The sequence below is a fragment of the Tardiphaga sp. 172_B4_N1_3 genome (assembly GCF_052076035.1).
GTDB classification, from domain to species: domain Bacteria; phylum Pseudomonadota; class Alphaproteobacteria; order Rhizobiales; family Xanthobacteraceae; genus Tardiphaga; species Tardiphaga robiniae.
Map to the genome: position 1 here is coordinate 1,445,343 of NZ_CP197238.1, position 25,350 is coordinate 1,470,692.

Here is a 25,350-nt window from a genome sequence, read left to right on the forward strand (position 1 = left end):
GGCTCTCCGGGCAGGATTCGAACCATTTGAATCTGCCGCTCCCCATAGTTAAGTGCGGCAGGCTCAGGAATCAATTGGATCAAGGATAAACACGCCGTGTCGGTCGGAATGGCTGCTCCCCGCGCACCCTATGCCTGCGACCCTGATCGCAGCCGCGGACGGCTGTTTTCTGAGGCTCCGAGCCGGACCCGCAGCGCGTTTCGCCGGGATTGCGACCGGGTCATCCATTCGACCGCGTTTCGCCGCCTCAAGCACAAGACCCAGGTCTTTGTGTTCCATGAGGGCGATCATTACCGCACCCGACTCACCCACACGTTGGAAGTGGCGCAGATTGCCCGCGCCGTGGCCCGGCAACTGGGCCTCGACGAGGACCTGACCGAGACACTGGCGCTGGCCCATGACATCGGCCATCCGCCATTCGGTCATGCCGGCGAGCGGGCGCTGGACGCCTGTCTCGAGGCCCACGGCGGCTTCGATCATAACGCTCAGACTCTGCGCCTCGTCACGTCACTGGAACATCGGTATCCCGAGTTCGATGGCCTCAATCTGACCTGGGAAACCCTCGAAGGCATCGTTAAGCACAACGGGCCGCTGACGGACGCGTTAGGCGCCCCTGTGGGACGTTATGCCACCCATGGCGTGCCGTTCGGGATCAGCGAATATGACCGCACCTTTGATCTGGAGCTGTCGAGCTTCGCTTCGCTGGAAGCTCAGGTCGCGGCGATTGCCGATGATATCGCTTACAACGCTCATGACATCGATGACGGACTGCGCGCAGGGCTGTTCACCGTCGATGACCTCAAAGCGATTCCGCTGACGCAAGGCATGATCACAGAGATCGATGGGCGCTATCCCGGTCTCGACGAGAGCCGCCGCGGCGCCGAACTGGTGCGCGAGTTGATTTCCTATCTGATTGGCGCAGTCGTCGGTGAGACGGAGCAACGACTCGGCGCGGTGCTGCCGAAGTCCGCGGAGGACATTCGCCGCTGCGGGCGCAAGCTCGTCGCGTTTCGTGCTGACGCGGCAGAAGCCGAGGCTGGGATCAAGGCCTTCCTCTGGCAGCACATGTATCGCCATGAGCGTGTCATGCGGGTGATGGTCGAGGCGGAATGTCTGGTTACCGACCTGTTCGCACGCTATCAGCGCGCGCCCGAGGATCTACCGCCCGAATGGCAGCCCCCTGAAGGCGCCGAGCCGGAATCGGAGGGCGAACAGGCGCGCCGGATCGGCAATTTCATTGCCGGGATGACCGACCGTTTTGCCATCACCGAACATATCCGGCTCTTTGACTCGACCCCCGAATTGCGTTAGGCGAAAGCCTCTAAGTGCCTTTCGGGGCTGCAGATTTCGATCTTTGCCCACTTGGCGGATCGGCCGTCAAAGAATTGGCGGAACGCCCCCTAAACCGCTATTCCATCCTGATGCAATCCTGCCGGAATCCTCCGGCGCAAGCTGGTTCCCGTATCGCCATGGCCTCGACTGTTCCGACCCCGCATCTGTTCGCCAACGTGCTCGCGCGTGTTCATGCGATCTGCAACGCCCTCGTCGGCGAAGGCGTGCTGCCCGCAGGCATCGATCTGTCGCGCGTCGTCGTCGAGCCGACCAAGGATGCATCCCATGGCGACATGGCGAGCAATGCCGCGATGGTGCTGGCGAAAGAGGCGAAAGCCAAGCCGCGTGATCTGGCTGACGCTATCGCTGCGAAGCTGCGCGATGACGATCTGGTGACGTCGGTGGATGTCGCCGGACCCGGCTTCATCAATCTCACGCTGAAGTCGTCGGCCTGGGCCGATGCGCTGCGCGCGGTGCTGCGCGACGGTGCCTCGTATGGCCGGAGTGCCGTCGGAGCCGGTGAGAAGGTCAATGTCGAATACGTGTCGGCCAATCCGACGGGACCGATGCATGTTGGCCATTGCCGCGGCGCCGTATTCGGCGATGCGCTGGCGAGTCTGCTCGATTGCGCCGGTTATGACGTTACCCGCGAATACTACATCAACGACGCCGGTGCGCAGGTCGACGTACTCGCGCGCTCCGCGCATTTGCGTTACCGCGAGGCGCTCGGCGAAGCCATCGGCGATATTCCGGAAGGCTTGTATCCCGGCGACTATCTGGTGCCGGTGGGGCAGGCGCTCGTGGCTGAGTACGGCGCTGCGCTGAACCAGATGCCCGAGGACAAGTGGCTGCCGATCACGCGCGCCAAGGCCATTTCCATGATGATGGAGATGATCAAGGGCGATCTCGCCGCACTGAACATCTCCCACGAAGTGTTCTTCTCCGAGCGTTCGCTGATCGATGGCGGTACCGACATGGTCGGCGCAACGATCGAATTCCTGCGCGGCAAGGGTGACGTCTATATCGGCCGGCTGCCGCCGCCGAAGGGGAAACCGATCGACGACTACGAAGACCGCGAGCAGACCCTGTTCCGCGCCACCGCCTATGGTGACGACGTCGATCGCCCGCTTCTGAAGTCGGACGGCGGCTACACGTATTTTGCGTCCGATATCGCCTATCACAAGACCAAGTTCGACCGCGGCTTCCTCAACATGGTCGACGTCTGGGGCGCCGATCACGGCGGCTACATCAAGCGTGTGCAGGCGGCGATCAAGGCGGTAACGGCAGGGAAGGCCGAACTCGACGTCAAGATCGTGCAGCTTGTGAAGCTGTTGCGCAATGGCGAGCCGGTGAAGATGTCGAAGCGCTCCGGCGATTTCGTCACCCTGCGCGAAGTGGTCGACGAGGTCGGCTCCGACGCCGTGCGCTTCATGATGCTGTTCCGGAAGAACGACGCGGTGCTGGATTTTGACCTCGCTAAGGTGATCGAGCAGTCCAAGGACAATCCGGTTTTCTATGTCCAGTACGGGCATGCCCGCGGCCATTCGATCTTCCGCAATGCGCGGGAGATGCTGGCCGACCTGCCTCTGGAAACCGAGGCGCGCATTGCCTATCTAAAAGACGCGGTGATGGAGCGGCTCGACGATATCGCCGAGCTGGGCCTGATGCGGCAGTTAGCATTGTACCCACGGATGATAGAATCTGCGGCCACGGCGCACGAGCCGCACCGCATCGCTTTCTATCTGTATGATCTCGCCAGCGAATTTCATGCGCTCTGGACGCGCGGACGCGATATGCCTCATTTACGCTTCATTATCACTAATGATGCAGAACTTACCAAAGCGCGATTGGCACTCGTCCAGAGCGTCGTCTCAGTCCTGGCTTCGGGCCTCGCCGTTCTCGGCGTCACCGCACCGGACGAGATGCGGTAGACAGGGGACGGCCGCTCACATGGGGATCTGTGGGTGGTTCTTGATAGCAGCTGTTTCGTTTGAAAAGCGGGTTGGCGGCTTTCCCGAAGGGGATGCGACATCACAATGGCTAATCGATACCAGAACCGACCTTTCCCAGCGGATGACGATTACGGCCGCGACGCTCAGTTGCGGACGAAGGGCGAGGGCGATCCGCTCGCCGAACTCGCGCGGCTGATCGGGCAAACCGACCCGTTCGCGAGCAACAGCCGCCCGGCGCCCGCGCCGCGCCAGGCTGAACCGGCCTATCAGGACGAGCCGGAATATGAGGAAGAACCCGCGCAGCCCGGCCCGCCGCCATGGATGCAGCGTGCGGCAGCCCATGAGCCGCAGCAGCAGGAATTCGAGAATCTTCATCCGGTGCAGCGTTACGGCGCTCAGCATCAGGAGCCGCAGCACCTGCAACCGGAGGCCGATTATCATCAGGCGCCGGCATTTGCCGCGCATACGGATCATCAGGCGCAGGATTATCAGGGCCAGTACGACCAGGCTCACGCGCCGCATGATCCCAATCGTTATGACGATGCGCTGTATGGCCACGCCGATGGCACACAGGCCCAGCATCCGCACGACGATCAGTACCAGGACGATCCTTACGCCTATCAGGACGGCTATGCCGAGCAGGAAGAGGCGCCGAAGCGTCGCGGTGGCATGGCGACCGTCGCCATCGTGCTGGCGCTGGCCGTAGTGGGTACCGGTGCTGCCTTCGCCTATCGTACATTTATGGGGTCGGCGCGCACCGGCGAACCGCCGGTGATCAAGGCTGAGCCCGGTCCGAACAAGATCGTCCCGCCGTCGGCGACAGCCGCGGCCGACGGCAAGCCGATCCAGGATCGTCTCGGCGGCACAGCCCCCGAGCGGCTGGTGTCGCGCGAAGAGCAGCCCGTCAACGTGCAGGACGCCACCAAGGCGGGTCCGCGCGTGGTATTCCCGCCGCTGAACCAGAACGCCAACCCGCCATCGACAGCCAGCGTCTCGCCATCCAACAAGCCGATGGTGGGCAATGGCGCGATGCAGGGCGATGAGCCTCGCAAGATCCGTACTTTTGCCGTCAAGGGTGACCAGTCCGACGCCGGGGCCACACCGGCCGCGCGTCAGGCGCCGGCCCGCATCGCCGCACCGGCCGCGGTTCCTGCAGCCGCGCCCGCTGCGGCACCGCGCGCGACCAATGCCAATGCCAACGCATCGGCCAATGCCCCGATGTCGCTGTCGCCGCAGGCCACGCCTCCGGCTGCAGCCGCTCCTCCGGCGCCCTCACGTATGGCTTCGACCAACCCGATCCAGCAGGCGGCCCCGGCAGCGTCTGGCGGCGGCTATGTGGTCCAAGTATCGTCCCAGCGGTCGGAGGGCGATGCGCAGGCGTCGTTCCGTGCCCTTCAGACCAAGTTCCCCTCGGTGCTGGGATCGCGTGCGCCGTTGATCAAGAAGGCTGACCTTGGCGACAAGGGGACCTATTATCGGGCCATGGTCGGACCGTTCGGCTCGCAGGAAGAAGCCTCACAGGTCTGCGGGAACCTGAAATCTGCCGGCGGACAGTGCGTCGTCCAAAGGAATTAACGGCCGTTTCCTTGACCCTGGGCGTTGATGGGGGCTAATCGGCCCCATGAGCACACGCGCATTCATCACCGGTGTATCTGGGCTGGAGCTGACCGCTGAAGAGCGCGCATTTCTGCGCGCGGAACGGCCGTGGGGCTTCATTCTCTTCAAGCGTAATATCGATAGTCCTGCCCAAGTTGCTCGACTTGTAGAAGAATTGCGCAACACGACCGGTGATCTCGATGCGCCGGTCCTGATCGATCAGGAAGGCGGTCGGGTCCAGCGCCTGGGGCCACCGCATTGGCCGGTCTATCCGCCCGGCGCCGTGTTCAGTGTTCTCTACGATGCCGACCCGGAAGCAGGTCTCAGGGCGGCTTGGCTCAGCTCACGGCTCATAGCGAGTGACCTTGTGGACCTCGGTATCACCGTGGACTGCCTGCCGCTGGCAGACGTCCCGGTGGAAGGCGCTGATGCCGTGATCGGCAATCGCGCCTACGGTACCGAGCCCGGCAAGGTCGCGATTATTGCCCGCGCCGTCACCGAAGGCCTGTCGCAAGGTGGCATTCTACCGGTCCTCAAACACATTCCCGGCCATGGTCGGGCCACGGCCGACACCCATTTCAAATTGCCGATCGTAGACAACACGAAGAGTGAGCTCGAAGCTTCTGATTTCGAAGCATTTCGTCCGCTGGCAGATCTGCCGATGGCGATGACTGCACATGTTGTGTTTAGCGCGCTAGACGCCATCCAACCGGCCACGACTTCTGCGACAATCATCGAACAGGTGATTCGCGGCAGTATCGGGTTCCAGGGTTTGTTGATGAGTGATGACGTGTCCATGAATGCTCTGGCGGGATCAATCGCGGAACGAACGCGCGCGATCGTCAGTGCCGGATGCGACATGGTCCTGCATTGCAACGGCAAGCTGGACGAGATGCGCGACGTCGTCAGCGAGACCCCGGTTCTGGCCGGGAAGGCGCTTGAGCGCGCCAGGGCGGCGGTCGCCGCCCGCCGTCAGCCGCAGCCGTTCGACCGCGCCGCCGGACGCGCGGAACTGGACGCCTTGATCGCTCGAGCAGGAGCAGGAGCAAGTGCATGAGCGCTGAGATTTTGTCGTTTGAAACCGGACTGCCGGCCGAGGTCGTTCCCGACGACGAGCCGGCGCTGGTCGTCGACGTCGAAGGTTACGAAGGCCCGCTCGACCTGCTGCTCGCGCTTGCGCGGCAACAAAAGGTCGACCTGCACAAGATTTCGATCCTCGCGCTGGCTGACCAGTATCTGCTGTTCATCGAAGCCGCGCGGAAGATCCGTCTGGAACTGGCGGCCGACTATCTGGTGATGGCGGCGTGGCTGGCATTCCTGAAGTCGCGCCTGCTGCTACCGGATACGACCGTGCCGGGCGAAGGCCCGAGCGCCGAGGATATGGCGACCGCGCTGGCCAACCGGCTGCGCCGCCTCGAGGCCATCCGCGAAGCCTCGAACAGGCTGATGACCCGGCCGCAGCTCAACCGCGACATCTTTCCGCGCGGCGTTCCCGAGTCGATCGCCGAAGTGAAGCATCCGCGCTTCACGGCGACGCTTTACGACCTGCTGTCGGCCTACGCGACCCAGCGCCAGGCTCGCGTGCTGACGCGCGTCCATCTCGCGAAGCGCACCGTCTGGTCGCTGAGCGAAGCGCGCGCCTCGCTGGAACGGTTGGTCGGCATGGCAGAGGACTGGAGCCGTCTCGATGAATATCTGCTGGCCTATGTCGCCGACCCCGCGCAGCGCGCGACGGTGATGGCCTCGAGTTTTGCAGCTGCGCTTGAACTGGTCCGTGAGGGCACGCTCGACCTCAGCCAGAAAGAAGCATTCGCGCCTTTGTATTTCCGCAAGCACATCGCCCAGCCTGTGCAGGTGGAGCCGGAAGTTCCGGCCGAGTAAGTGGAAGAAGGAGATCCAGACATGGCAAGCCTCGCCGAGAAACGCATCGACGATGTCGAGGATCAGATCGTGCACACCGAGGGACAATCCGAGGTCCAGTCGGAGGCGCGCCCCGAAGAATTGCGCCTGCTCGAAGCGCTGCTGTTCGCGTCCACCGAGCCGCTCGATCAGTCCGCGCTGGCCAAGCGCATGCCGGATGGCGTCGATATCAAGGCGGCGCTGGCCCAGTTGCAGGCCGATTACGCCATGCGCGGCGTCAATCTGGTTCGCGTCGCCAACAAGTGGACATTCCGCACCGCCGGTGACCTGTCCTGGCTGATGACGCGCGAGACCACCGAAACCCGCAAGCTGTCGCGTGCGGCGATCGAAGTGCTCGCCATCGTTGCCTATCACCAGCCGGTGACCCGCGCCGAAATCGAAGACATTCGCGGCGTCATCACCTCCAAGGGCACGCTCGACGTGCTGCTGGAAACCGGCTGGATCAAGCCGCGTGGCCGTCGCAAGACGCCGGGCCGGCCGCTGACTTTCGGCACCACCGAGAGCTTCTTGTCGCAGTTCAGCCTGGAGGCACTCGGCGATCTGCCGGGTCTTGAGGAACTCAAGGGCACTGGTCTCTTGGATTCGCGGCTGCCGTCCGGCTTCAGCGTGCCCAATCCGTCCGACGATCCAACGCTCCGCGAGGACGAGGATCCGCTGGAGGGCGGCGAACTGGAACTGGCGCTGTCGGCACCCGATCCGGAATTCCCCGAACTGCAGCTCAAGGAACCCGAAGCCGGGACTGTCGGATACGCTGGTGAGGCCCAGGCATTTGCCGAGGCCAAGGCCGAATTCACTGAAACGGCAGATGTCGTGGAGCCAGAGAGCGAAGCGGCCGAGGTCGCGGAACTTGAAGCGCGTGATCTCGACGTGATCGAGCCCGAGCAAGGCGAGGCCGAAGCGGCTGAAGTCGCAGAGCCCGAGTCGGATGAAGACGAGACCGCTGAGCCCGAAACGGCCGAACTCGACGACGATGAAGACGATTCCGACGACGCGGAAGACGACGAGCTTGACGAGGACGATCAGGACGAAGATGGGCCGGATGACGCTGAGCCGGACGCAACCGACCGGGACAACGACCGCAAGCACTGATCGCGGCATTAACGCTCGCGGCATTGCGCCGCGACATCCGCGATTCCACGAGGGTTAAGTCCTTGTTTTTGACACCCCCGCAGCCTACGTTCCGGTCAGATCAGGCCGGGCGACTGGCCGCGTGTTTGGAGGGTTAGCAGGATGGGTTCACTCAGCATTTGGCACTGGATCGTCGTGATCGGAGTGGTCCTGCTGTTGTTCGGGCGCGGCAAGATTTCCGACCTGATGGGCGACGTTGCGCAGGGTATCAAGGCGTTCAAGAAGGGCATGGCGGACGACGACAAGCCGGCAGACAAGCCGGCAGACAAGCCGACCGAGCCGGTTCGCACCATCGACCAGACCCCGCCGGCGCCGACCGCCAACCGTACGGACGTCGGCAGCAAGGTTGTCTGAGGTTCCGAAGGGATTGTCCTTGGGGATCGCGGCGGCCATTGAAGGAGACGCGGGCACATCCAGCCCCGCGTGAGCGGATTTTTTCATGTTCGATATCGGGTGGAGTGAACTGGTCGTCATCGCGGTCGTCGCGCTGATTGCCATCGGCCCGAAGGAATTGCCCGGCGTGCTGCGCATGGTCGGGCAGTGGATGGGCAAGGCCCGCAAGATGGCCTCGGAATTCCAGGGCCAGTTCAACGAGGCGATGCGTGAGGCCGAAATGGCCGACGTCAAGAAGGCCTTCGACGACGTGAAGGATGTCGCCTCCGGCTTCACCACCAATAATATCATGACCTCGCTGACTAAGGACGTCAGCGACGCCATGGCCATCGACAAGGCCGACAATCTCGATACGCCTCCGGCCGTGCCCACCACGCCCGAGCCGCCGACACCGGAGACCTTCGTTGAGGCCGAGACGCATGCGCAGGAAACTGCTGCCATAAACGAGCCGCTGGCCATTACCCGGGAAGTGCAGCCGTCGCCGGTCGAAACCCACGCTCCTGCTAATGATGGCGCGGCAGCCCCCGACGCGGCCAATCCCGACGTTCTGAAGGACGCCAAAGCGTCATGAGTGCCGAAGATATCGAAGCCTCCAAGGCTCCCTTGATGGACCACCTGATCGAGCTGCGGTCGCGGCTGATCAAGGCGCTCCTCGCATTCGCTGTCGCCTTTATCTTCTGCTTCTTCTTCGCCAAGCAGATCTACAACGTGCTGGTCTGGCCGTTCGTCTGGGTCGCCGGCCCCGAAAATTCGAAATTCATTTACACGGCGCTGCTGGAATACTTCCTGACCCAGCTCAAACTCGCGATGTTTGGCGCCGGATTCATCTCGTTTCCGGTAATTGCCGCGCAAATCTACATGTTCGTGGCGCCCGGCCTCTACAAGCACGAGAAGGGCGCGTTTCTGCCTTACCTGATTGCGACGCCGTTCTTCTTCGCGCTGGGCTCGCTGCTGGTCTATTTCCTCGTGCTGCCGATGCTGATCCGGTTCTCGCTGGGCATGCAGCAGACCGGAAGCTCCGATACCGCGCAGATCGCGCTGCTGCCCAAGGTAGGCGAATATCTCTCACTGATGATGTCGCTGATCTTCGCCTTCGGAATCGCCTTCCAGCTCCCCGTCATCCTGACACTGCTTGGCCGCATCGGCATCCTCACGTCGAAGCAGCTGCGCGAAAAGCGCCGCTACTTCATCGTCATCGCTTTCGTTATCGCGGCCGTGCTGACGCCGCCCGATGTGATCAGCCAGGCCTCCCTGGCGATCCCGCTGCTGATCCTCTACGAAGGTTCGATCATCGCGGTCAGCATGGTCGAGAAGAACGCCGCCAAGGCCGCTGCTGCCAAGGCTGCGGCAGGGACCGGCACGGACGTGACGCCGGCGGAGTAGGGGCGTCGCCTCCTTGCAATCACAACCTCAGCAATCTACTTTGGGCTGTGTTTGGTCTTGTGCTGGGGAGGTGATTGTGGCCTTTGCATTTGATACACTCGGCTATTCGAAGCGTCTCCGCGAAGCGGGGATCGCGGATAAGCAGGCCGAGGCACACGCCGAAGCGGCACGGGATTTTCATCATGACCGAGCTCGTGACGAAATCTGACTTGCTTGGAGTGAAGTTGGACCTGGAGTCTAGATTGCTTGCCACACGGAATGATTTGCAGGCCGCTATCGAGAAATCTTCACTGCAGATGACGTTATGTCTTGGCGGCATCGTCGCGGTTGGCATCGGTATATTGGCGGCTCTCCAGCGCATGCATTAACGGGCCGCTGGTCCATTTCATGTTCCAAATGTCAGCTATTCGGGGTACTCAGAGCCGCTTTCGCTCAGGAATCCCGTCATGCACGACATTAAATCGATCCGCGACAATCCCGAAGCTTTCGACGCTGCGCTGAAGCGGCGGGGGCTGGCGCCACTGTCGGCATCGCTGCTGGCGATCGATGAGAGCCGCCGCACGGCGATCCTGGCGTCCGAGCAGGCGCAAGCCCGGCGCAACGCAGCCTCGAAGGAAATCGGCGAAGCCAAGAAGACCAAGGACGAGGCGCGCGCCAATGCGCTGATGGCTGAGGTCACCGAGCTCAAGACCACGATGCCGGCGATGGAAGCCGCGGTGAAGAACGCCGAGGATAAGCTCAAGGTCGCGCTTGCCGAAATCCCGAACCTGCCGCTCGACGACGTGCCTGAGGGTTTCGACGAACACGGCAATGTCGAGCGTCATCACTTCGGCGCTAGGCGCAACTACGCGTTCACGCCGAAAGCTCATTACGATATCGGCGAAGCCTTGGGCTTCATGGATTTCGAGGCCGCGGCCAAACTCTCGGGCGCACGCTTCGTCGTGCTTAAGAAAGGCCTTGCACGGCTGGAGCGTGCCATCGGGCAGTTCATGCTCGATCTGCATGCGAATGAGCATGGCTACACGGAAGTGAACCCACCGCTCTTGGTTCGCGACGATGCGATGTTTGGCACTGCGCAGCTTCCGAAGTTTCGCGATGATCAATTCGCCGCCGGTGCGATCGGCAATGAGGGACAGGGCTATTGGCTCATCCCCACCGCCGAAGTCCCGCTCACCAATCTCGTGCGCGAATCCATCGTCGACGAAAAGGAGCTGCCGCTGCGGATGACGGCGCTGACGCCGTGCTTCCGCGCCGAGGCTGGTGCTGCCGGCCGCGATACGCGTGGCATGATCCGCCAGCACCAGTTCACCAAGGTCGAACTGGTTTCGATCACCACGCCTGAGGAAAGCAAGAACGAGCATGAGCGCATGCTGTCCTGCGCCGAGGAAGTGCTGCGCCGGCTTGGCCTGCATTACCGCGTGATGACGCTGTGTACTGGCGACATGGGTTTTGCTGCGCAGAAGACCTACGACATCGAGGTCTGGATGCCGGGCCAGGGCGACGGCGGTGCTTACCGCGAGATTTCGTCCTGTTCGGTCTGCGGCGATTTCCAGGCGCGTCGCATGGATGCGCGCTCGCGCGGGCCGGATGGCAAACCGCGCTTCGTGCACACTCTGAATGGTTCGGGCACCGCCGTCGGTCGCGCGCTGATCGCCGTGATGGAAAACTATCAGCAGGAAGATGGCTCGATTGCCGTGCCGGATGTGCTGCAGCCTTATATGGGCGGGCTTAAAGTCGTCCAGGCCGGCTAGGCGTCGTCGCGCGCCAGCCGCTCACGCGCGGCTGGCCGTCACCAGCGCACATTTGGCTTTCTCGGCTTTTATGTTGACAAAGCCCATATGCGTCATCGGAAACGCCTTGCGGCTTTTCGTGCTGACGGTCTCCGCGATGACGCGGCGACGCTCCGTCACATAACGCCCATCCCGGCTGCGGAAGGCACAGGCGATTTCGAGGTCCTTGACCGGATAGTCGTTGGCGTTGCGCACGGTGAACGTCATCAGCGCCCTGGAACCGAGGCCGCCGCGGCGAAACGATTGGCGGGAGAGGCTGAGACGGGTGAGCTCCGCGGCGTCGGGGACGCTGACGAGTTGCGAAGGAGTGGGTTTGGCAAAGTCCTCCTCACTCAACTCGTCGGGCATAGTTGCCACTACTGCCGTATTGAGGGTGAGATCGGGCTTGGTCTCGGCCAATCTGGGAAGCAGCAGCCATCCCGTCAGGGCGACAACCACGATCGCCGGCAATCCGATGATCAACACCCGTTCGAGCTGTTTCGCCATCTCCGTCGCCCTGTGGGGCGCTGCGACCAAGGCCATCCGGGTCGAGCGCGCATGCTTCAGACGCAACTGGCACTCACCTACCTAGATAAGAAATCGCGGCGACGCCGAAATGTTCCGGCTTGCGGGAAAAATCGCCTTCGAGACAGCCTCAGCAGCGCACGAGCAGCGCCCAAAATGGGGGTGGCAAAAGCGGGCACATGCTGGCAAAAACCGGTGCTGGCCGCGGCCCTCCCGATCGAAAAGGCACCTCACGAATGCGCATTCTCTGCACCAATGACGACGGCATTCACGCCCCTGGCCTGAAGATCATCGAGCAGATCGCCAAGGAATTGTCCGATGATGTCTGGGTGGTGGCGCCCGAACTCGATCAGTCCGGTGTGTCGCATTCATTGTCGCTGAACGATCCGTTGCGGCTGCGCGAAGTCGGCCCCCGGCACTATGCCGTGCGTGGCACGCCGACCGACTGTGTCATCATGGGCGCGCGTCATATCCTGAAGGACAAGCAGCCGGATCTCGTATTGTCCGGCGTCAACAAGGGCCGCAACGTCGCCGAGGACGTGGTCTATTCCGGTACCATCGCCGGTGCGCTCGAGGGCACCATTCTCGGCATTCCGTCGGTGGCGTTGAGCCAGGAATTCTCGATGGAAACGCGTCACAACCCGCAATGGGAGACCGCGTTGAAATATGGGCCGGACGTGCTGCGCAAGGTCATCAAGGCGAGCGTGCCGAAGAACACGGTCATCAACGTCAACTTCCCGGCCTGCGCGGCCGACGAGGTGAAAGGTGTCGTTGTCACCCGGCAGGGCAAGCGCAATCAGGGCTTTCTGCGCGTCGATGAGCGGCGCGATGGCCGCAACAATCCGTATTTCTGGATCGGTTTCGAGCGCATCGTCGCCGCGGAAGCCCCGCTGGAGGGTACCGATCTCGCAGCGCTTGCTGCGCGCTATGTCTCGGTCACGCCGCTGCGTCTCGATCGCACGGATGATGTATTCTCCGAAGCGCTGACCAAGGCGCTTGGCTGAGAGTTCGAAATAGGCGAGTGGGCTCGCCTAGACCGCGACGCCCTTGAGCGTCGTTGACAGCACCTGCGCCAGCGTTTCCATCTGGAACGGCTTCTGCAGCGTGGGGCGGTCACGAAATTCTTCCGGCAGGCCTTGCGCGCCGTAGCCAGTCGCGAAGATGAACGGGCGGTTGCGCGATGCGATCACTTCCGCGACCGGCGAAATCACCTTGCCGTTGACGTTGACGTCGAGGATCGCAATGTCGAACTTGGCAGACCCAGCCAGCTTGATCGCTTCGTTGATGTCACCGGCTTCGGCGGCTACGCTATAGCCGAGTTCCTCGAGCATATCGGCGACCATCATGCGGATCATGACCTCGTCTTCGACCAGGAAGACGGAGCCGCCCGGCGGGTTCGTTGCAGTCATGGCCGGTTTCCTTGCCCCAATCCTCTGAACAAAATCGCAAATTCCCGGGTTGAACGCAATCTCGACGCATTGCCATTTTCGTGACCCAAAGACGCATGTCGCGTGTTCGGTACCAGATAGAGCAAGATCAGGATTTCAGCGCCCCGCCCATAACAGGCTGGTATGTTGCTGGTTCCGCGCGCGGAACAATAAAAGTTGTCGTTAGGCTATCCCGGTTCCGATCGCAGAAATACATCAATCTATCTTTGCTAGATCGAGAGTGTTTCTAACCTGTGCTGCGTGAGGCATTTCCATGATTACCGTCGGACAGCCGCCTGAACAGATGACCTTTCAGCTTGGTCTGCGGCGCCGTGGGATCAGCGATCGGCTGGTGCTGCGCGCAATGGAGGATATTCCGCGTGATTGCTTCGTCGAGCCGAACGATCGCGCCCATGCCTGGCGGGATACGGCCTTGGCCATAGCCTGCGGTCAGACCATCAGCCAGCCCTTCGTGGTGGCCTATATGACCGAACAGCTACAATTGAATGCCGGTCACCGTGTGCTCGAGGTCGGCACGGGATCGGGCTACCAGGCCGCGATCCTGTCAAAGCTCGTCCGCGACGTGCTCAGCATCGAGCGTTACCGCACGCTGGCAGATGCCGCCCGGACCCGGTTGGAGGCACTCGGCCTCCACAATATCGAGGTCATGCTCGGCGATGGCCTCAATCCGGCTGCCAATTTGGGATCGTTCGACCGGATCGTCGTGACCGCGGCAGTGGAGGAGGTGCCAGTGGCGCTAACCGATCGGCTTGAGGAGGGGGGTATTCTGCTTGCGCCGGTTGGTCCTCATAATGGCGTCCAGACCCTGGTCCGGATTCGCAAAACCGGGGATGGATTGGAGCGAAAGGAGCTCGTGGATGTACGTTTCGTGCCTGCACTTCCGGGCATCGCGCGCGAACTCTGAAAAAAGTTCGTGAACGGCTGTCACGTGTTGGTCGCAAGGTTAAAGGCTTGGTAACGGAGACGGTGTTTACTCAATTCAGTTGTTTGTTGCGTATGAGTGAGTAACCAATGTCCAGCGTTGTCGAGTTGCTTTACTCGCGCCGCGCTCCGCAGGTCGCGGTGCTGGCGCTGATGTCTATCGGTTTTGCCGGCTGCAGCGCCGACATGCAGACACGGCTATCTCAGAATCCAAATTTTGACTCAGGTCAGTCCCGTGGCTTTGGCTGGCAAGGCGAAACCACCGGCTCGGTGCCGCAGCGAGCACCGCGCGCGCCGGTCGAGCGCCAGGAGCTGCCGCAGTATCAGCGCCCGGCCTATAATCCGCAGCCGCAGTATCAATCCCAGCCTTTGCCGCCGCCGATCTCGGCGCCGCAGTCCTATCCGACAGCCCGTCCGGTTGCATCGGCTGCTCCCGTCAGCGGGGGCGGCAACGGTATGTATACGCCGCCGCCCGCACGTGCGCCGATCGAAACCACCGGCTCCACGGCACCGCGCTCGGTTGCAGCGACCAACGGCCTTGCCCGTGATGGCGGCACCTCGATCATCGTCGGCACCAGCGATACGCTCGATGGTCTGGCGAAACGCTACAACGTCTCGTCGGCTGCGATCCTGCAGGCCAATGGCTACAAGGGGCCGCGCGCGCTGTCGCCCGGCCAGTCGCTGATCATTCCGCGTCAGGGCGCCGCGGCAACTCCGGCCGTTGCTGCTGCTCCGAGCAAACCTGCCGTCGGCACATCGACCACGCATTTCGTCAATCGCGGCGATACGCTGATGAGCATCTCGCGTCGGAACAACGTGTCGGTCGCCGAACTCGCGCGCGCCAATGGTCTGGCGCCGACTGCCCAATTGAAGCTCGGCTCCAAGATCACGGTACCCGGTGCGCGTACGGCCAACGCAGCTCCTGTAGCCGCGCCGCTCGCTGCGCCCGTCGCAGCCGTGACGGCCGCTCCGGCTGGCGCGGTCACGTCCGCTGCCGTGGCCCGTGTTGCGTCTGCCGAACCCGCACAGAAGGCCCGCCTGGCAAGTGCCACGACGACGCCTGAAGAAACCGCGCCGGAATCGCCGACTAAAGCCGCTGACGCAACCGGCGCTTTGCCGACGTTCCGTTGGCCGGTGCGCGGCCGCGTGGTCACAGGCTACGGCGCCAAGACCAATGGCAAGTCCAACGACGGCATCAACGTCGCCGTGCCGGAAGGCACGCCGATCAAGGCTGCCGAAGATGGCGTCGTTGCCTATTCCGGCAACGAGCTGAAGGGTTACGGCAATCTGGTCCTCGTTCGTCACTCCAACGGCTACGTCACCGCATATGCCCATGCGAGTGAGCTGATGGTGAAGCGTGGCGAGACCATCAAGCGCGGTCAGGTGATCGGCAAGTCCGGCCAGTCCGGTGAGGTTACTTCGCCGCAGCTTCACTTCGAGATCCGCAAGGGCTCGTCGCCGGTCGATCCGCTGCAGTTCCTCAACGGGGCGTAAGCGCAATCCACGAAGTGTAGTTCGCATTTAAGCAAGCCCGGCCTCGTGCCGGGCTTGATGCGTTTGATCTCGGGGCTACGGCCCACTCCAGCTCCGGAGTCTTCAACGCGCTGCTGCGAGTGGGCAGCTTGCGCGCGCAAGCTCGGTTGACTGCCGCGCGATGTTGCCCATATGTGGACATGTCGTGGTTCTTCGGGAAGGTTTGCCCGAAGCTAAGAGGGAAGCCGGTGAGGCGTTAAGCCAAGGCCGGAGCTGCCCCCGCAACTGTAAGCGGTGAGCCGCTGTCCATTAAAGTCACTGAGACCCGCAAAGGTTTTGGGAAGGCCGGACGGCAGCATTGACCCGCAAGCCAGGAGACCTGCCTCGACAACATAAACGTCCTCGGGCGGGGTGTCCCGGTGGTGCGGTTGCGATTCCGCGACTGCCGTCGTGGAATCCAGACGTGTCACTTTGGCCTTTTGCCCCCAATCATTGGGGTTAAGCCATGTCTACTGTGTCAAAGTCTACTTCTTCCAAGTCTTCTGCCAAATCTACGTCCTCGCTTCCTGTTGCTACGTTGGGAACGCCACGGATCGGTCCGCGGCGTGAGCTCAAGATGGCGCTGGAAAGCTATTGGTCCGGTGCAATCGACGAGAATGCGCTGATCGATGTCGGCGTCGGGCTGCGTGCCGCAAACTGGGCACGTCAGAAGTCGCTCGGGATCACGGTTATGCCGTCGAACGACTTCTCATTCTACGATCAGGTACTCGATACCAGCGTCATGGTAGGCGCCATTCCGAAGGTCTATGGCTGGAAGGGAGGAGACGTTTCCTTCGCGACCTACTTTGCCATGGCGCGTGGATCACAAGGCGATGCGCATGACGAGGCCTGCACGCACGGCTCTCATACGCATGATACGTCGCAAGGCGTACCAGCACAGGAGATGACCAAATGGTTTGATACCAACTACCATTTCATGGTGCCTGAACTGGCGCAGGATCAGACCTTCAGTCTCGCATCGCGCAAGCCGATCAAGGAGTACGAGGAGGCGAGATCGCTGGGTTATCAGACACGACCTGTGCTGGTTGGGCCCGTGACCTATCTCAAACTGGCCAAGAGCGCGGATGCGTCATTCGACCCGGTGACGCTGCTCGATCGATTGCTGCCCGTCTATGTCGAGGTGCTCGGGGAATTAGCCGACAGCGGCGCCGAATGGGTGCAACTGGATGAGCCGTGTCTGGTGCTCGATCTCGACGCGCCCGCCCGGCAGGCGCTGCAAAAGACTTATGCGGCTTTTGCCGAAGCGGTTCCGCAACTCAGGATCATGCTGAACACGTATTTTGGTGAGCTGGGCGACAACCTCGATCTGGCCCTGTCGCTTCCCGTCGCCGGGCTTCATCTCGATCTGGTCCGCGCGCAGGACCAGTTCGATGAAGTCGCTGCGAAGGCGCGGAAGGACATGATCCTCTCGCTGGGCGTGATCGATGGCCGCAATATCTGGCGGTCCGATTTGTCCAGTCTGCTCGATGGGTTGGAGCCCATGGTCGATCTCCTGGGGAGGGATCGCGTTGAGCTCGCGCCGTCCTGCTCGCTGCTACATGTGCCGATCGATCTCAGCCTTGAGACTGATCTCGATCCGGACGTCAAAAGCTGGCTGGCCTTTTCAGTCCAGAAAATGGAGGAACTGGCGGCGCTCGGATCCGCCTTGGCTGGCAGTCGCGCGGATGTCGCCGCAAAGCTCGCTGCGTCGGATGCGGCGGCAGCCGCGCGGGTCGCATCGTCGAAGATCCACGATCTTGCTGTCACCAAACGCGTCGCTTCTGTTGATGCGACTATGCGTCGTCGCAGCAGCGATTTTGCCACGCGCACGAGCGAGCAGCATCGGCGCTTCAAGCTGCCGGCATTTCCGACCACGACCATCGGCTCGTTTCCGCAGACCGCGGAAGTGAGAAACGCTCGCGGGGCCCATGTTAGGGGCACGCTCAGCGATGCCGCCTACAAGACGTTCCTGCAGAACCAAACGGCGAGGGCAGTGCGCTGGCAGGAGAACATCGGTCTCGACGTGCTGGTGCATGGCGAGTTCGAGCGCAACGACATGGTGCAGTATTTTGGCGAACAGCTCGCCGGCTTCGCCTTCACCAAATACGGCTGGGTGCAGTCCTACGGTTCCCGCTGCGTGCGGCCACCTGTGCTGTTCGGCGACGTGTCCCGGCCGCATCCGATGACAGTCGAATGGTGGCAGTACTCGCAGTCGCTCACCGAGCGGCCGATGAAGGCGATGCTGACAGGGCCCGTCACGATTCTGAACTGGTCATTCGTGCGTGACGACATTCCCCGCGAAGTCGCGTGTCGCCAGATCGCGCTCGCGATACGCGATGAGGTGCTCGATCTGGAAAAGGCTGGCGCCGGTATGATCCAGATCGACGAAGCGGCACTCCGTGAAGGGCTTCCGCTGCGCAAATCGGAATGGAAGTCCTATCTCGATTGGGCCGTGGAGAGCTTCCGCATCTGTTCGTCAGGCGTGCGGGATGACACACAGATCCATACGCACATGTGCTATTCGGAGTTCAACGACATCATCGATGCGATCGGTGCCATGGACGCCGACGTGATCTCCATCGAAACGTCACGGTCGAAGATGGAACTGCTCGATGCATTCAGGACCTACAAGTACCCGAACGAGATAGGTCCGGGCGTTTACGACATCCACTCGCCGCGGGTGCCTGAAACGCGCGATATGGTCGATCTGCTCAAGCTTGCACGGCAGCGGCTGGCGGACTCCCAGCTCTGGATCAATCCCGATTGCGGGCTGAAGACCCGCAAATGGGAGGAGGTGCGGCCTGCGCTCGTGAATATGGTCGCGGCGGCACGTGAGTTGCGAAGCCTCGCCTAGGGCGAGTCGAATGCCGTCCCGTTGTCATGACGGGGCGGCACTTGTCTTTACTTTGGGGCCAGCTTCACGCCCAGGCGTCCTGCGAGCTCCTGCACGAACTGCCAGGCCACGCGACCTGAGCGGGAGCCACGGGTGGTCGACCATTCCAATGCGTCTCGCTCGAGCTCGGCGTCGGTCTTGAGGCCGTAGTGGCTGCAATAGCCGCGCACCATGTCGAGATATTCGTCCTGGCTGCATTTGTGGAAGCCGAGCCAGAGGCCGAAACGATCCGACAGCGACACCTTCTCTTCGACCGCTTCGCCGGGATTGATCGCGGTCGAGCGTTCGTTCTCGATCATCTCGCGCGCCAGCAGATGGCGGCGGTTCGAGGTCGCATAGAGGATCACGTTGTCCGGCCGGCCTTCGATGCCGCCTTCCAATACGGCTTTCAGCGATTTGTAGGACGCATCGTTGCCGTCGAAAGAAAGATCATCGCAGAACACGATGAAATAGAAATCCGAGGCGCGGATCTGTTCCATCAGGGCGGGCAGACTTTCAATATCCTCGCGATGGATCTCGACCAGCTTGAGGCGGCCGGCGACGGACTTGCTGGCATTGACCGAGGCATGCGCGGCCTTGACCAGCGATGACTTGCCCATGCCGCGCGCGCCCCAGAGCAGCGCGTTGTTGGCCGGCAGGCCGTTGGCGAAGCGCCGGGTGTTCTCGATCAGGGTGTCGACCTGCTGATTGATGCCCTGCAGCAGGCCAATATCGACCCGGCTGACTTTGGGGACTGGGGCCAGACGGCCGTCGGGATGCCAGATGAAGGCGTCGGCCTGGGCCAGAGAATCGGCATTGGAGCGCTTCGGCGCCGCGGCGGCCATGCCGGCGGCAATGGCCTCAAGGGCGAGTGCGATCCGTTCGTCGATCAGGGGGGCGGCGGCTGGTCGCGGACGTTTTGCCGCGGTCGTGCGGACGGTCTTTGACGAGCGGGTCGCGGGAGCCTTTTTGGTAGGGCGGCGGCTTGTTTTATTGGGCTTTTTTGACATTTTTGACTTTCCTCGGCGCGCACCCATATCGAGCCCGGAACACATCCGCAAGCGGTACAAATCGCAGACAAATCAGAGGGTTTACCGGCGTTGCAATTGGGACGCCGGCCGCTATAGTCCGCGCGAATTTACCCAAACCGGCCGAACGCCGACGCGTCGCCGGTTTATTCCCCAGCGTTTACGAGGACTTCCCGATGTTCATTACCCCTGCGTTTGCCCAGGCTGCAGCCGGCGGCGATACCAACAGCATGCTGATGTCGCTGCTGCCTTTCGCGCTGATCTTCGTGATCATGTATTTCCTGATCCTGCGTCCGCAGCAGAAGAAGGTGAAGGACCACGCCGAGATGGTGAAGAACATCCGTCGTGGCGACACCATCGTCACGTCGGGCGGTCTCGTCGGCAAGGTCACCAAGGTGGTCGATGACGAGCAGGTTGAGTTCGAACTCGCCGAAGGCGTTCGCGTACGTCAGCTCCGCACGATGATCTCGGGCGTGCGCACCAAGGGTGAGCCCGCCAAGGAGAAGGCGGACAAGGCTGATGCCAAGGACGACGCGGCCGCGAGCTGATGCGTTTGCGCGTCGCCATTTCAAGAATCTGACGGATCATCTCGATGTTGTATTTCACGCGGTGGAAGGCGCTGGCGGTCATTCTGACGGCGCTCGTGGTCTGCCTGTGCGCGGTTCCGAATTTCTTCCCCGAAGCCACCGTGAAAACCTGGCCGAAATGGGCGCAGCGCCATCTGGTGCTGGGCCTCGACTTGCAGGGCGGCTCGCACATCCTGCTCGAAGTCGATGCCAATTCCGTCAAGAAGGACAAGCTTGATCAGGTGCGCGACGACGTCCGCCGCACACTGCGTGATGCCAAGATCGTCTATACCGGCCTTGGCGTTCGCGGCGACAATGTCGAAGTCCGTATCACCAAGGACACCGAGTATCAGACCGCACTCAGCAAGCTGCGTGAACTGTCACAGCCGCTCGGCGGCTTGATGGGGCAAAGCGGCCAGCGCAGCCTGGAAGTCTCGGACGCAGGCAACGGCCTGATCCGTCTTTCGGTGCCGCCGGCAGCGATCAATGACCGCATCCGCCAGTCGGTCGAGCAATCGATCCAGATCGTCGAGCGCCGCGTCAACGAACTCGGCACCGTCGAACCGCTGATCCAGCGTCAGGGCCTCGATCGCATCCTGGTGCAGGTGCCGGGCCTACAGGACCCGACCCGCCTCAAGGAATTGCTGGGCAAGACCGCGAAGCTCGACTTCCGCATGGTCGACACCTCGCTCCCGGCCGAGCAGGCACAAGGCAGGGTGCCGCCGGACTCCGAACTCTTGATGAGCTCGCAGTCTCCGAAGACGCCGTATCTCGTGAAGAAGGAAGTGCTGGTCTCGGGCGCTGACCTGACCGATGCGCAGCCGGGCTTCGATCAGCGCACCAACGAGCCGATCGTCTCGTTCCGCTTCAACACGTCCGGCGCCCGCAAATTCGCCGATGCCACGGTGAAGAACGTCAATCTGCCCTTCGCCATTGTGCTCGATAACGAAGTGGTCTCCGCCCCGGTCATTCGCGAGCCGATCACCGGCGGCTCCGGCCAGATCTCCGGCAGCTTCACGGTGCAGGGCGCCAATGATCTCGCGATCCTGCTGCGTGCCGGCGCGCTGCCTGCGCCGCTCAGCATCATCGAGGAGCGTACCGTTGGCCCCGGCCTCGGCGCCGACTCGATCGCCAAAGGCGAGCTTGCGGCCTATGTCGGGTCGATCCTCGTCATCGTCTTCATGCTGCTGACCTACCGCCTGTTCGGCCTGTTCGCCAATATCGCGGTGACCATCAACGTTCTGATGATTTTCGGTATCCTGTCGCTGCTCAACGCCACGCTGACGCTGCCCGGCATCGCTGGCATCGTGCTAACGGTCGGCATCGCCGTGGACTCGAACGTGCTGATCTATGAGCGCATCCGCGAGGAGTTGCGCGCCGGCCGCACCGCCATTTCGGCGATCGATGCCGGCTTCAAGCGCGCGCTGGCGACCATTCTGGATTCCAACATTACGACCTTCATCGCCGCTGCGGTGCTGTTTTACATCGGCACCGGACCGGTCCGCGGCTTCGCCGTGACCTTTGGCATTGGCATCATCACAACGGTTTTCACGGCCTTCACCGTGACCCGTCTGATCGTCGCCGGCTGGGTCAGGTGGAAGCGGCCGACCAGCGTGCCGATTTGAGTTTACGGAGCAGATTTTGACAACGACACAAATGGTTCTGGCAGGTCTGGGCGCGCTGATCGTCATTCTGTCGATCGTGGCGATCTTCGATCTGTTGCCGTCGCTCCGCATCGTCCCCGACGATACGAAGTTCGATTTCACGCGCTTCCGCCGCATCTCGTTCCCGATCTCGGCGCTGCTGTCGATCCTCGCCATCGTGCTGTTCTTCACGCACGGACTGAATTTCGGCATCGACTTCAAGGGTGGCACGCTGCTCGAAGTCCAGGCCAAATCCGGTACGGCCGATATCAGCGCGATGCGCTCGACGCTCGCCGCCCTGCAACTCGGCGACGTGCAGCTGCAGCAGTTCGGCGGCGCGGCCGACGTGCTGATCCGTCTCGCCGAACAGCCGGGTGGCGATGCCGCGCAGCAGGCCGCCGTTCAGAAGGTTCGTGCAGCCCTCGGTGACAGCGTCGAATATCGCCGCGTCGAAGTGGTGGGTCCGCGCGTCTCCGGCGAATTGCTGGCTTACGGCATGCTCGGCCTGATCGTCGCGATCATGGGCATCCTGATCTATCTCTGGTTCCGCTTCGAATGGCAGTTCGCCTTGGGCGCCATGATCGCCAACGTCCACGATATCGTGCTGACGATCGGCTTCATGTCGATCACGCAGGTCGACTTCGATCTCACCAGTATTGCGGCGCTGCTGACCATTCTCGGTTATTCGCTGAATGACACCGTGGTCATCTACGATCGTATTCGCGAGATTCTGCGTCGCTACAAGAAGATGCCGATGCCGGAGCTGCTGAACGAGTCGATCAATTCGACGCTGTCGCGTTCGATCATCACCCACGTCACCGTGACGCTGGCGCTGCTGGCGCTCTACGCGTTTGGCGGCCAGGCGATCCACTCCTTCACGGCGGTCATGATCTTCGGCGTCGTGCTGGTCGGCACCTACACCTCGATCTTCATCGCGGCGCCGCTGCTGATCTATCTCGGCGTCGGCGAACACCGCGAAGACGCCGACAAGCCAGCCGCGAAGCCGAAGCCCTGAGATGCCGGTCGATCCCGAAGCGCCGCACCTTCCGCGCTCGGCCGCCATCGAAGCTTACGGCAAGGGCGGCTTCCACTTTGACACCATGTCGCATCAGGGCTCGCTGCTGTGCCTGCCCGATGCGGTGTGGGCGTGGTCGGTCACCAAGGCCAGTGACATTGACCGCCATTCGCTGCGGCGCGTGTTCGAAGGCGCGGCAGGCATCGACACGCTGATCATCGGCACCGGCAACGAGGTCTGGATCGTCCCGAACGATCTTCGCAACGCCTTGCGCAATCTTCACGTGGTGATCGACGCGATGCAAACCGGCCCGGCGATCCGCACCTATAATGTCATGTTGGGCGAGCGCCGCCGCGTTGCCGCTGCGCTGATCGCGGTGCCATGAGTGGTGCTGATCAGAGCTCCGCGGCTTTCTGCGCGGAGTTGGTGCGCAGCCACGACTTTGACCGCTACGCGGCGACCTTATTCGTGCCTGCCGACAAGCGCCGTTCGCTGCTTGCGCTCTATGCGTTCAATACGGAAATTACCCGCGTCCGCGAGCTCGTGAAACAGCCATTGCCTGGCGAGATCCGGTTGCAATGGTGGACCGATATGCTGGCCGGCGCAGGTCATGGCGATGTCGAACAGAACCCCGTTGCTGCCGAATTACTTCTGGCGATCCGCGCGCACGATCTTTCCGTCGACAGGCTGTCCAAGCTGATCGATGTGCACATCTTCGATCTCTACAACGACCCGATGCCGGATCTCGCGCTGCTCGAGAGCCACTTTCGCGACACGCTCGGGACACTGTTGTTCTCATCGGCCAAGATCCTTGGCGACGGGTCTGAGGCCAGTGCTCATGTCGCCGAGCATGCCGGGCTGGCCCAAGGCGTCGCGTGGATCATTACGCGTCTGCCCTATGACACGATGCGGCGGCAGTTGTTCATTCCGCAGGACATGCTCCTGCAGAACGGCAGCAGCGCCGATCAGATCTTTGCCGGCAAGATGACACCGGGCATCCGTACAACGCTGGATCGGCTGATATCAGGCGCGCAGGAGCAGCTCGCGACAGCGCAGGGAATGCTCGCCGATGTGTCGCCGGCGGCGCGCGCGGCGTTCCTGCCCATGGCGCTGGTGAAGCACGATCTGGCGCAAATGGCCCGAGCGGATCACGATCCGTTCGAGCTCCATGTCAGATCGCGGCTGCGGACCCTGTGGACGCTCTGGCGCGCCTCGCGCTCAGTGTGACGTCAGCTTCTGGTCTGTCGTCTCGAAGTTGAAACGGTCGCGCAGGTTCTTCCGCGACTCCAGAATGCCCTTCAGGAATGCGCGGTCGGCGTCGCTGGTCATCAGCGGCTCCAGCAGATCGACTTGGTTCATCGCGACGAGCTGCAGTACCTCGGTGCGAATGCGGCCTGAGGCGTCGCGGGGCAGGGCTGCGACGACCTGCAGATGCTCCGGCGGCTTCGCAGCCTTTGCGGCAGCCAGTTCACCCTGCAGCTTCGCTTCCAGCGCGACATCATCGGCTTCCACGAATGCATAGAGGCCGACGCCGGTGCGCCGGTCGGCAAAGGCGACGATCGACGCGTCGCGCACCGCCAGGTTCTGCTTGATGATCTTGAGCAGAGGGGGCGCGTCGTTGACCAGACGCTTGCCGCCGCCCTCGCGGTCCGTGAAGTTGAAGATGCCGCGTGTGATGGCGCGATAGACCTTCTTGCCGGTCATCAGCCAGATCCGCGCCGGCAGCGACTTCTTCGCCAGGATCGCCTTTTCCTTCGGCGTCAGCAGTTCTGGCGCGTAAGTACGCTTGTGCTTCAGGAGATGACGCAGATCTTCATAGGCGGCGATGCGAAACAGCTGGCTGCGGGACTTGAAACAGACCGCGAGCTGGAAGTCGGTGACGTAGGCAAGGCCATCGCTGCCGCGCAGCCAGTTCTGCTCCTTGGCGAGATCGTTATGGCACACGCCCATGCGATGCAGCTTGCGCAGCGCCAGCTTCGCGGATTTGAAATAGCGCGCATCGTGATGCGGCTTGGCGAGATGCAGTGCGACGCCGTCGATGAAGCCCCGCACCAGCGCGCGGTCGCCGGCCCACAGCAATTCAGGCCCGACGCGCAGATCGCGCGCCAGCGTCAGTGCGCGGCGTTCCCGCGTGAACAGATGCAGCGCCAGCAGATATGACCACCACGGCACTTGATCGAGCCGGCGCAGCACCGCATCGACTTCGCCCGATGACGTGCGATAGCGGCCGCGCTCGACGGTCGAGAACACGTCGCGTTTCAGCAACACGCCTTCGGTCCAGGTCTTGGACAGCGCAGCGGCGTCCTGTGGCGGCAAACTCATCGAACAATCCTGAAATTCAAATCGC

Annotated in this window: 24 protein-coding genes and 1 riboswitch; of the genes, 20 read left to right on the top strand and 4 right to left on the bottom strand. The window is 62.3% G+C overall.

The annotated features are described in order from the left end of the window. The first annotated feature begins 96 nt into the window (after positions 1–96). The 11 genes from AB7783_RS06540 to serS all read left to right on the top strand — a co-directional run bounded on the left by AB7783_RS06540 (position 97) and on the right by serS (position 11,455). Positions 97–1,311, top strand: coding sequence for a deoxyguanosinetriphosphate triphosphohydrolase (locus AB7783_RS06540; RefSeq protein ID WP_441277149.1), 1,215 nt, complete (start codon positions 97–99; stop codon positions 1,309–1,311). 158 nt (positions 1,312–1,469) lie between these two features. Further along, positions 1,470–3,263 carry an arginine--tRNA ligase gene (gene argS, locus AB7783_RS06545; protein WP_120289920.1) on the top strand — a complete coding sequence of 598 codons (1,794 nt, stop codon included), beginning with the start codon at positions 1,470–1,472 and terminating at the stop codon, positions 3,261–3,263. 105 nt (positions 3,264–3,368) lie between these two features. Further along, positions 3,369–4,859: an SPOR domain-containing protein gene (locus tag AB7783_RS06550; protein ID WP_441277150.1), complete on the top strand. Its 1,491-nt coding sequence runs from the start codon at positions 3,369–3,371 to the stop codon at positions 4,857–4,859. Between the two features lie 46 nt (positions 4,860–4,905). After that, on the top strand, positions 4,906–5,937 hold the full coding sequence (gene nagZ, locus AB7783_RS06555) for a beta-N-acetylhexosaminidase (RefSeq protein ID WP_441277151.1): 1,032 nt from the start codon (positions 4,906–4,908) through the stop codon (positions 5,935–5,937). Beyond that, complete coding sequence (locus AB7783_RS06560; protein ID WP_089264484.1) at positions 5,934–6,761, top strand: segregation and condensation protein A; 828 nt, start codon at positions 5,934–5,936, stop codon at positions 6,759–6,761. The genes nagZ and AB7783_RS06560 overlap by 4 nt, the downstream gene beginning before the upstream one ends. Positions 6,762–6,782: 21 nt before the next feature. Then, on the top strand, positions 6,783–7,889 hold the full coding sequence (gene scpB / locus AB7783_RS06565) for an SMC-Scp complex subunit ScpB (protein ID WP_441277152.1): 1,107 nt from the start codon (positions 6,783–6,785) through the stop codon (positions 7,887–7,889). Between the two features lie 141 nt (positions 7,890–8,030). Beyond that, positions 8,031–8,282, top strand: coding sequence for a twin-arginine translocase TatA/TatE family subunit (locus AB7783_RS06570; RefSeq protein ID WP_441277153.1), 252 nt, complete (start codon positions 8,031–8,033; stop codon positions 8,280–8,282). 85 nt (positions 8,283–8,367) lie between these two features. Further along, positions 8,368–8,892, top strand: coding sequence for a Sec-independent protein translocase protein TatB (gene tatB / locus AB7783_RS06575; RefSeq protein ID WP_184516312.1), 525 nt, complete (start codon positions 8,368–8,370; stop codon positions 8,890–8,892). Continuing rightward, positions 8,889–9,704, top strand: a complete 816-nt coding sequence (gene tatC, locus AB7783_RS06580; protein WP_089264481.1) for a twin-arginine translocase subunit TatC — start codon at positions 8,889–8,891, stop codon at positions 9,702–9,704. The genes tatB and tatC overlap by 4 nt, the downstream gene beginning before the upstream one ends. A 182-nt stretch (positions 9,705–9,886) precedes the next feature. Beyond that, positions 9,887–10,072 carry a hypothetical protein gene (locus tag AB7783_RS06585; protein ID WP_441277154.1) on the top strand — a complete coding sequence of 62 codons (186 nt, stop codon included), beginning with the start codon at positions 9,887–9,889 and terminating at the stop codon, positions 10,070–10,072. A 78-nt stretch (positions 10,073–10,150) separates the two neighbouring features. Beyond that, positions 10,151–11,455, top strand: a complete 1,305-nt coding sequence (gene serS / locus AB7783_RS06590; protein ID WP_441277155.1) for a serine--tRNA ligase — start codon at positions 10,151–10,153, stop codon at positions 11,453–11,455. A 21-nt stretch (positions 11,456–11,476) separates the two neighbouring features. On the opposite strand, the gene AB7783_RS06595 is transcribed toward serS, so the two are convergent. Beyond that, a complete protein-coding gene (locus tag AB7783_RS06595; protein ID WP_441277156.1) occupies positions 11,477–11,980 on the bottom strand; it encodes a hypothetical protein in 504 nt (167 codons plus the stop codon). Between the two features lie 254 nt (positions 11,981–12,234). On the opposite strand from AB7783_RS06595, the gene surE reads away from it, so the two are divergent. Beyond that, positions 12,235–13,002, top strand: a complete 768-nt coding sequence (surE, locus tag AB7783_RS06600; protein ID WP_175367039.1) for a 5'/3'-nucleotidase SurE — start codon at positions 12,235–12,237, stop codon at positions 13,000–13,002. A gap of 27 nt (positions 13,003–13,029) precedes the next feature. Here the strand turns inward: surE and AB7783_RS06605 are convergent, their stop codons facing one another. Beyond that, positions 13,030–13,407 (bottom strand): response regulator, encoded by a 378-nt coding sequence (locus AB7783_RS06605; RefSeq protein WP_120289904.1) that lies wholly within the window; start codon positions 13,405–13,407, stop codon positions 13,030–13,032. Between the two features lie 292 nt (positions 13,408–13,699). Here AB7783_RS06605 and AB7783_RS06610 point away from each other — a divergent pair, with 292 nt between their 5' ends. The 3 genes from AB7783_RS06610 to metE all read left to right on the top strand — a co-directional run bounded on the left by AB7783_RS06610 (position 13,700) and on the right by metE (position 18,733). Next, positions 13,700–14,350, top strand: a complete 651-nt coding sequence (locus tag AB7783_RS06610) for a protein-L-isoaspartate(D-aspartate) O-methyltransferase (protein WP_441277157.1) — start codon at positions 13,700–13,702, stop codon at positions 14,348–14,350. A 107-nt stretch (positions 14,351–14,457) separates the two neighbouring features. Then, a complete protein-coding gene (locus AB7783_RS06615) occupies positions 14,458–15,861 on the top strand; it encodes a peptidoglycan DD-metalloendopeptidase family protein (protein ID WP_441277158.1) in 1,404 nt (467 codons plus the stop codon). 168 nt (positions 15,862–16,029) lie between these two features. Continuing rightward, positions 16,030–16,241: riboswitch (cobalamin riboswitch) on the top strand. A 104-nt stretch (positions 16,242–16,345) separates the two neighbouring features. Further along, on the top strand, positions 16,346–18,733 hold the full coding sequence (metE, locus tag AB7783_RS06620) for a 5-methyltetrahydropteroyltriglutamate--homocysteine S-methyltransferase (RefSeq protein WP_441277159.1): 2,388 nt from the start codon (positions 16,346–16,348) through the stop codon (positions 18,731–18,733). 47 nt (positions 18,734–18,780) lie between these two features. On the opposite strand, the gene AB7783_RS06625 is transcribed toward metE, so the two are convergent. Continuing rightward, the gene (locus AB7783_RS06625; RefSeq protein ID WP_441277160.1) at positions 18,781–19,761 is read right to left on the bottom strand and encodes an ATP-binding protein; all 981 of its coding nucleotides are present in this window, start codon (positions 19,759–19,761) and stop codon (positions 18,781–18,783) included. A 194-nt stretch (positions 19,762–19,955) separates the two neighbouring features. Between AB7783_RS06625 and yajC the strand changes: the two genes are divergently transcribed. From yajC to AB7783_RS06650, 5 genes are read left to right on the top strand one after another with little or no spacing between them, the layout of a single operon-like run. Further along, positions 19,956–20,327, top strand: coding sequence for a preprotein translocase subunit YajC (gene yajC, locus AB7783_RS06630; protein WP_093758697.1), 372 nt, complete (start codon positions 19,956–19,958; stop codon positions 20,325–20,327). Between the two features lie 44 nt (positions 20,328–20,371). Next, a complete protein-coding gene (gene secD / locus AB7783_RS06635) occupies positions 20,372–21,970 on the top strand; it encodes a protein translocase subunit SecD (RefSeq protein ID WP_231080757.1) in 1,599 nt (532 codons plus the stop codon). 31 nt (positions 21,971–22,001) lie between these two features. Continuing rightward, positions 22,002–23,003 (top strand): protein translocase subunit SecF, encoded by a 1,002-nt coding sequence (gene secF, locus AB7783_RS06640; protein ID WP_170849718.1) that lies wholly within the window; start codon positions 22,002–22,004, stop codon positions 23,001–23,003. Position 23,004: 1 nt separating this feature from the next. Further along, positions 23,005–23,388, top strand: a complete 384-nt coding sequence (locus tag AB7783_RS06645; protein ID WP_089264470.1) for an Mth938-like domain-containing protein — start codon at positions 23,005–23,007, stop codon at positions 23,386–23,388. Further along, a complete protein-coding gene (locus AB7783_RS06650) occupies positions 23,385–24,230 on the top strand; it encodes a phytoene/squalene synthase family protein (RefSeq protein ID WP_441277161.1) in 846 nt (281 codons plus the stop codon). Before AB7783_RS06645 ends, AB7783_RS06650 begins: the two co-directional genes overlap by 4 nt. Here AB7783_RS06650 and AB7783_RS06655 read toward each other — a convergent pair. Then, a complete protein-coding gene (locus AB7783_RS06655; RefSeq protein WP_441277162.1) occupies positions 24,222–25,325 on the bottom strand; it encodes a serine/threonine protein kinase in 1,104 nt (367 codons plus the stop codon). The genes AB7783_RS06650 and AB7783_RS06655 overlap by 9 nt on opposite strands. Positions 25,326–25,350: the final 25 nt, after the last annotated feature.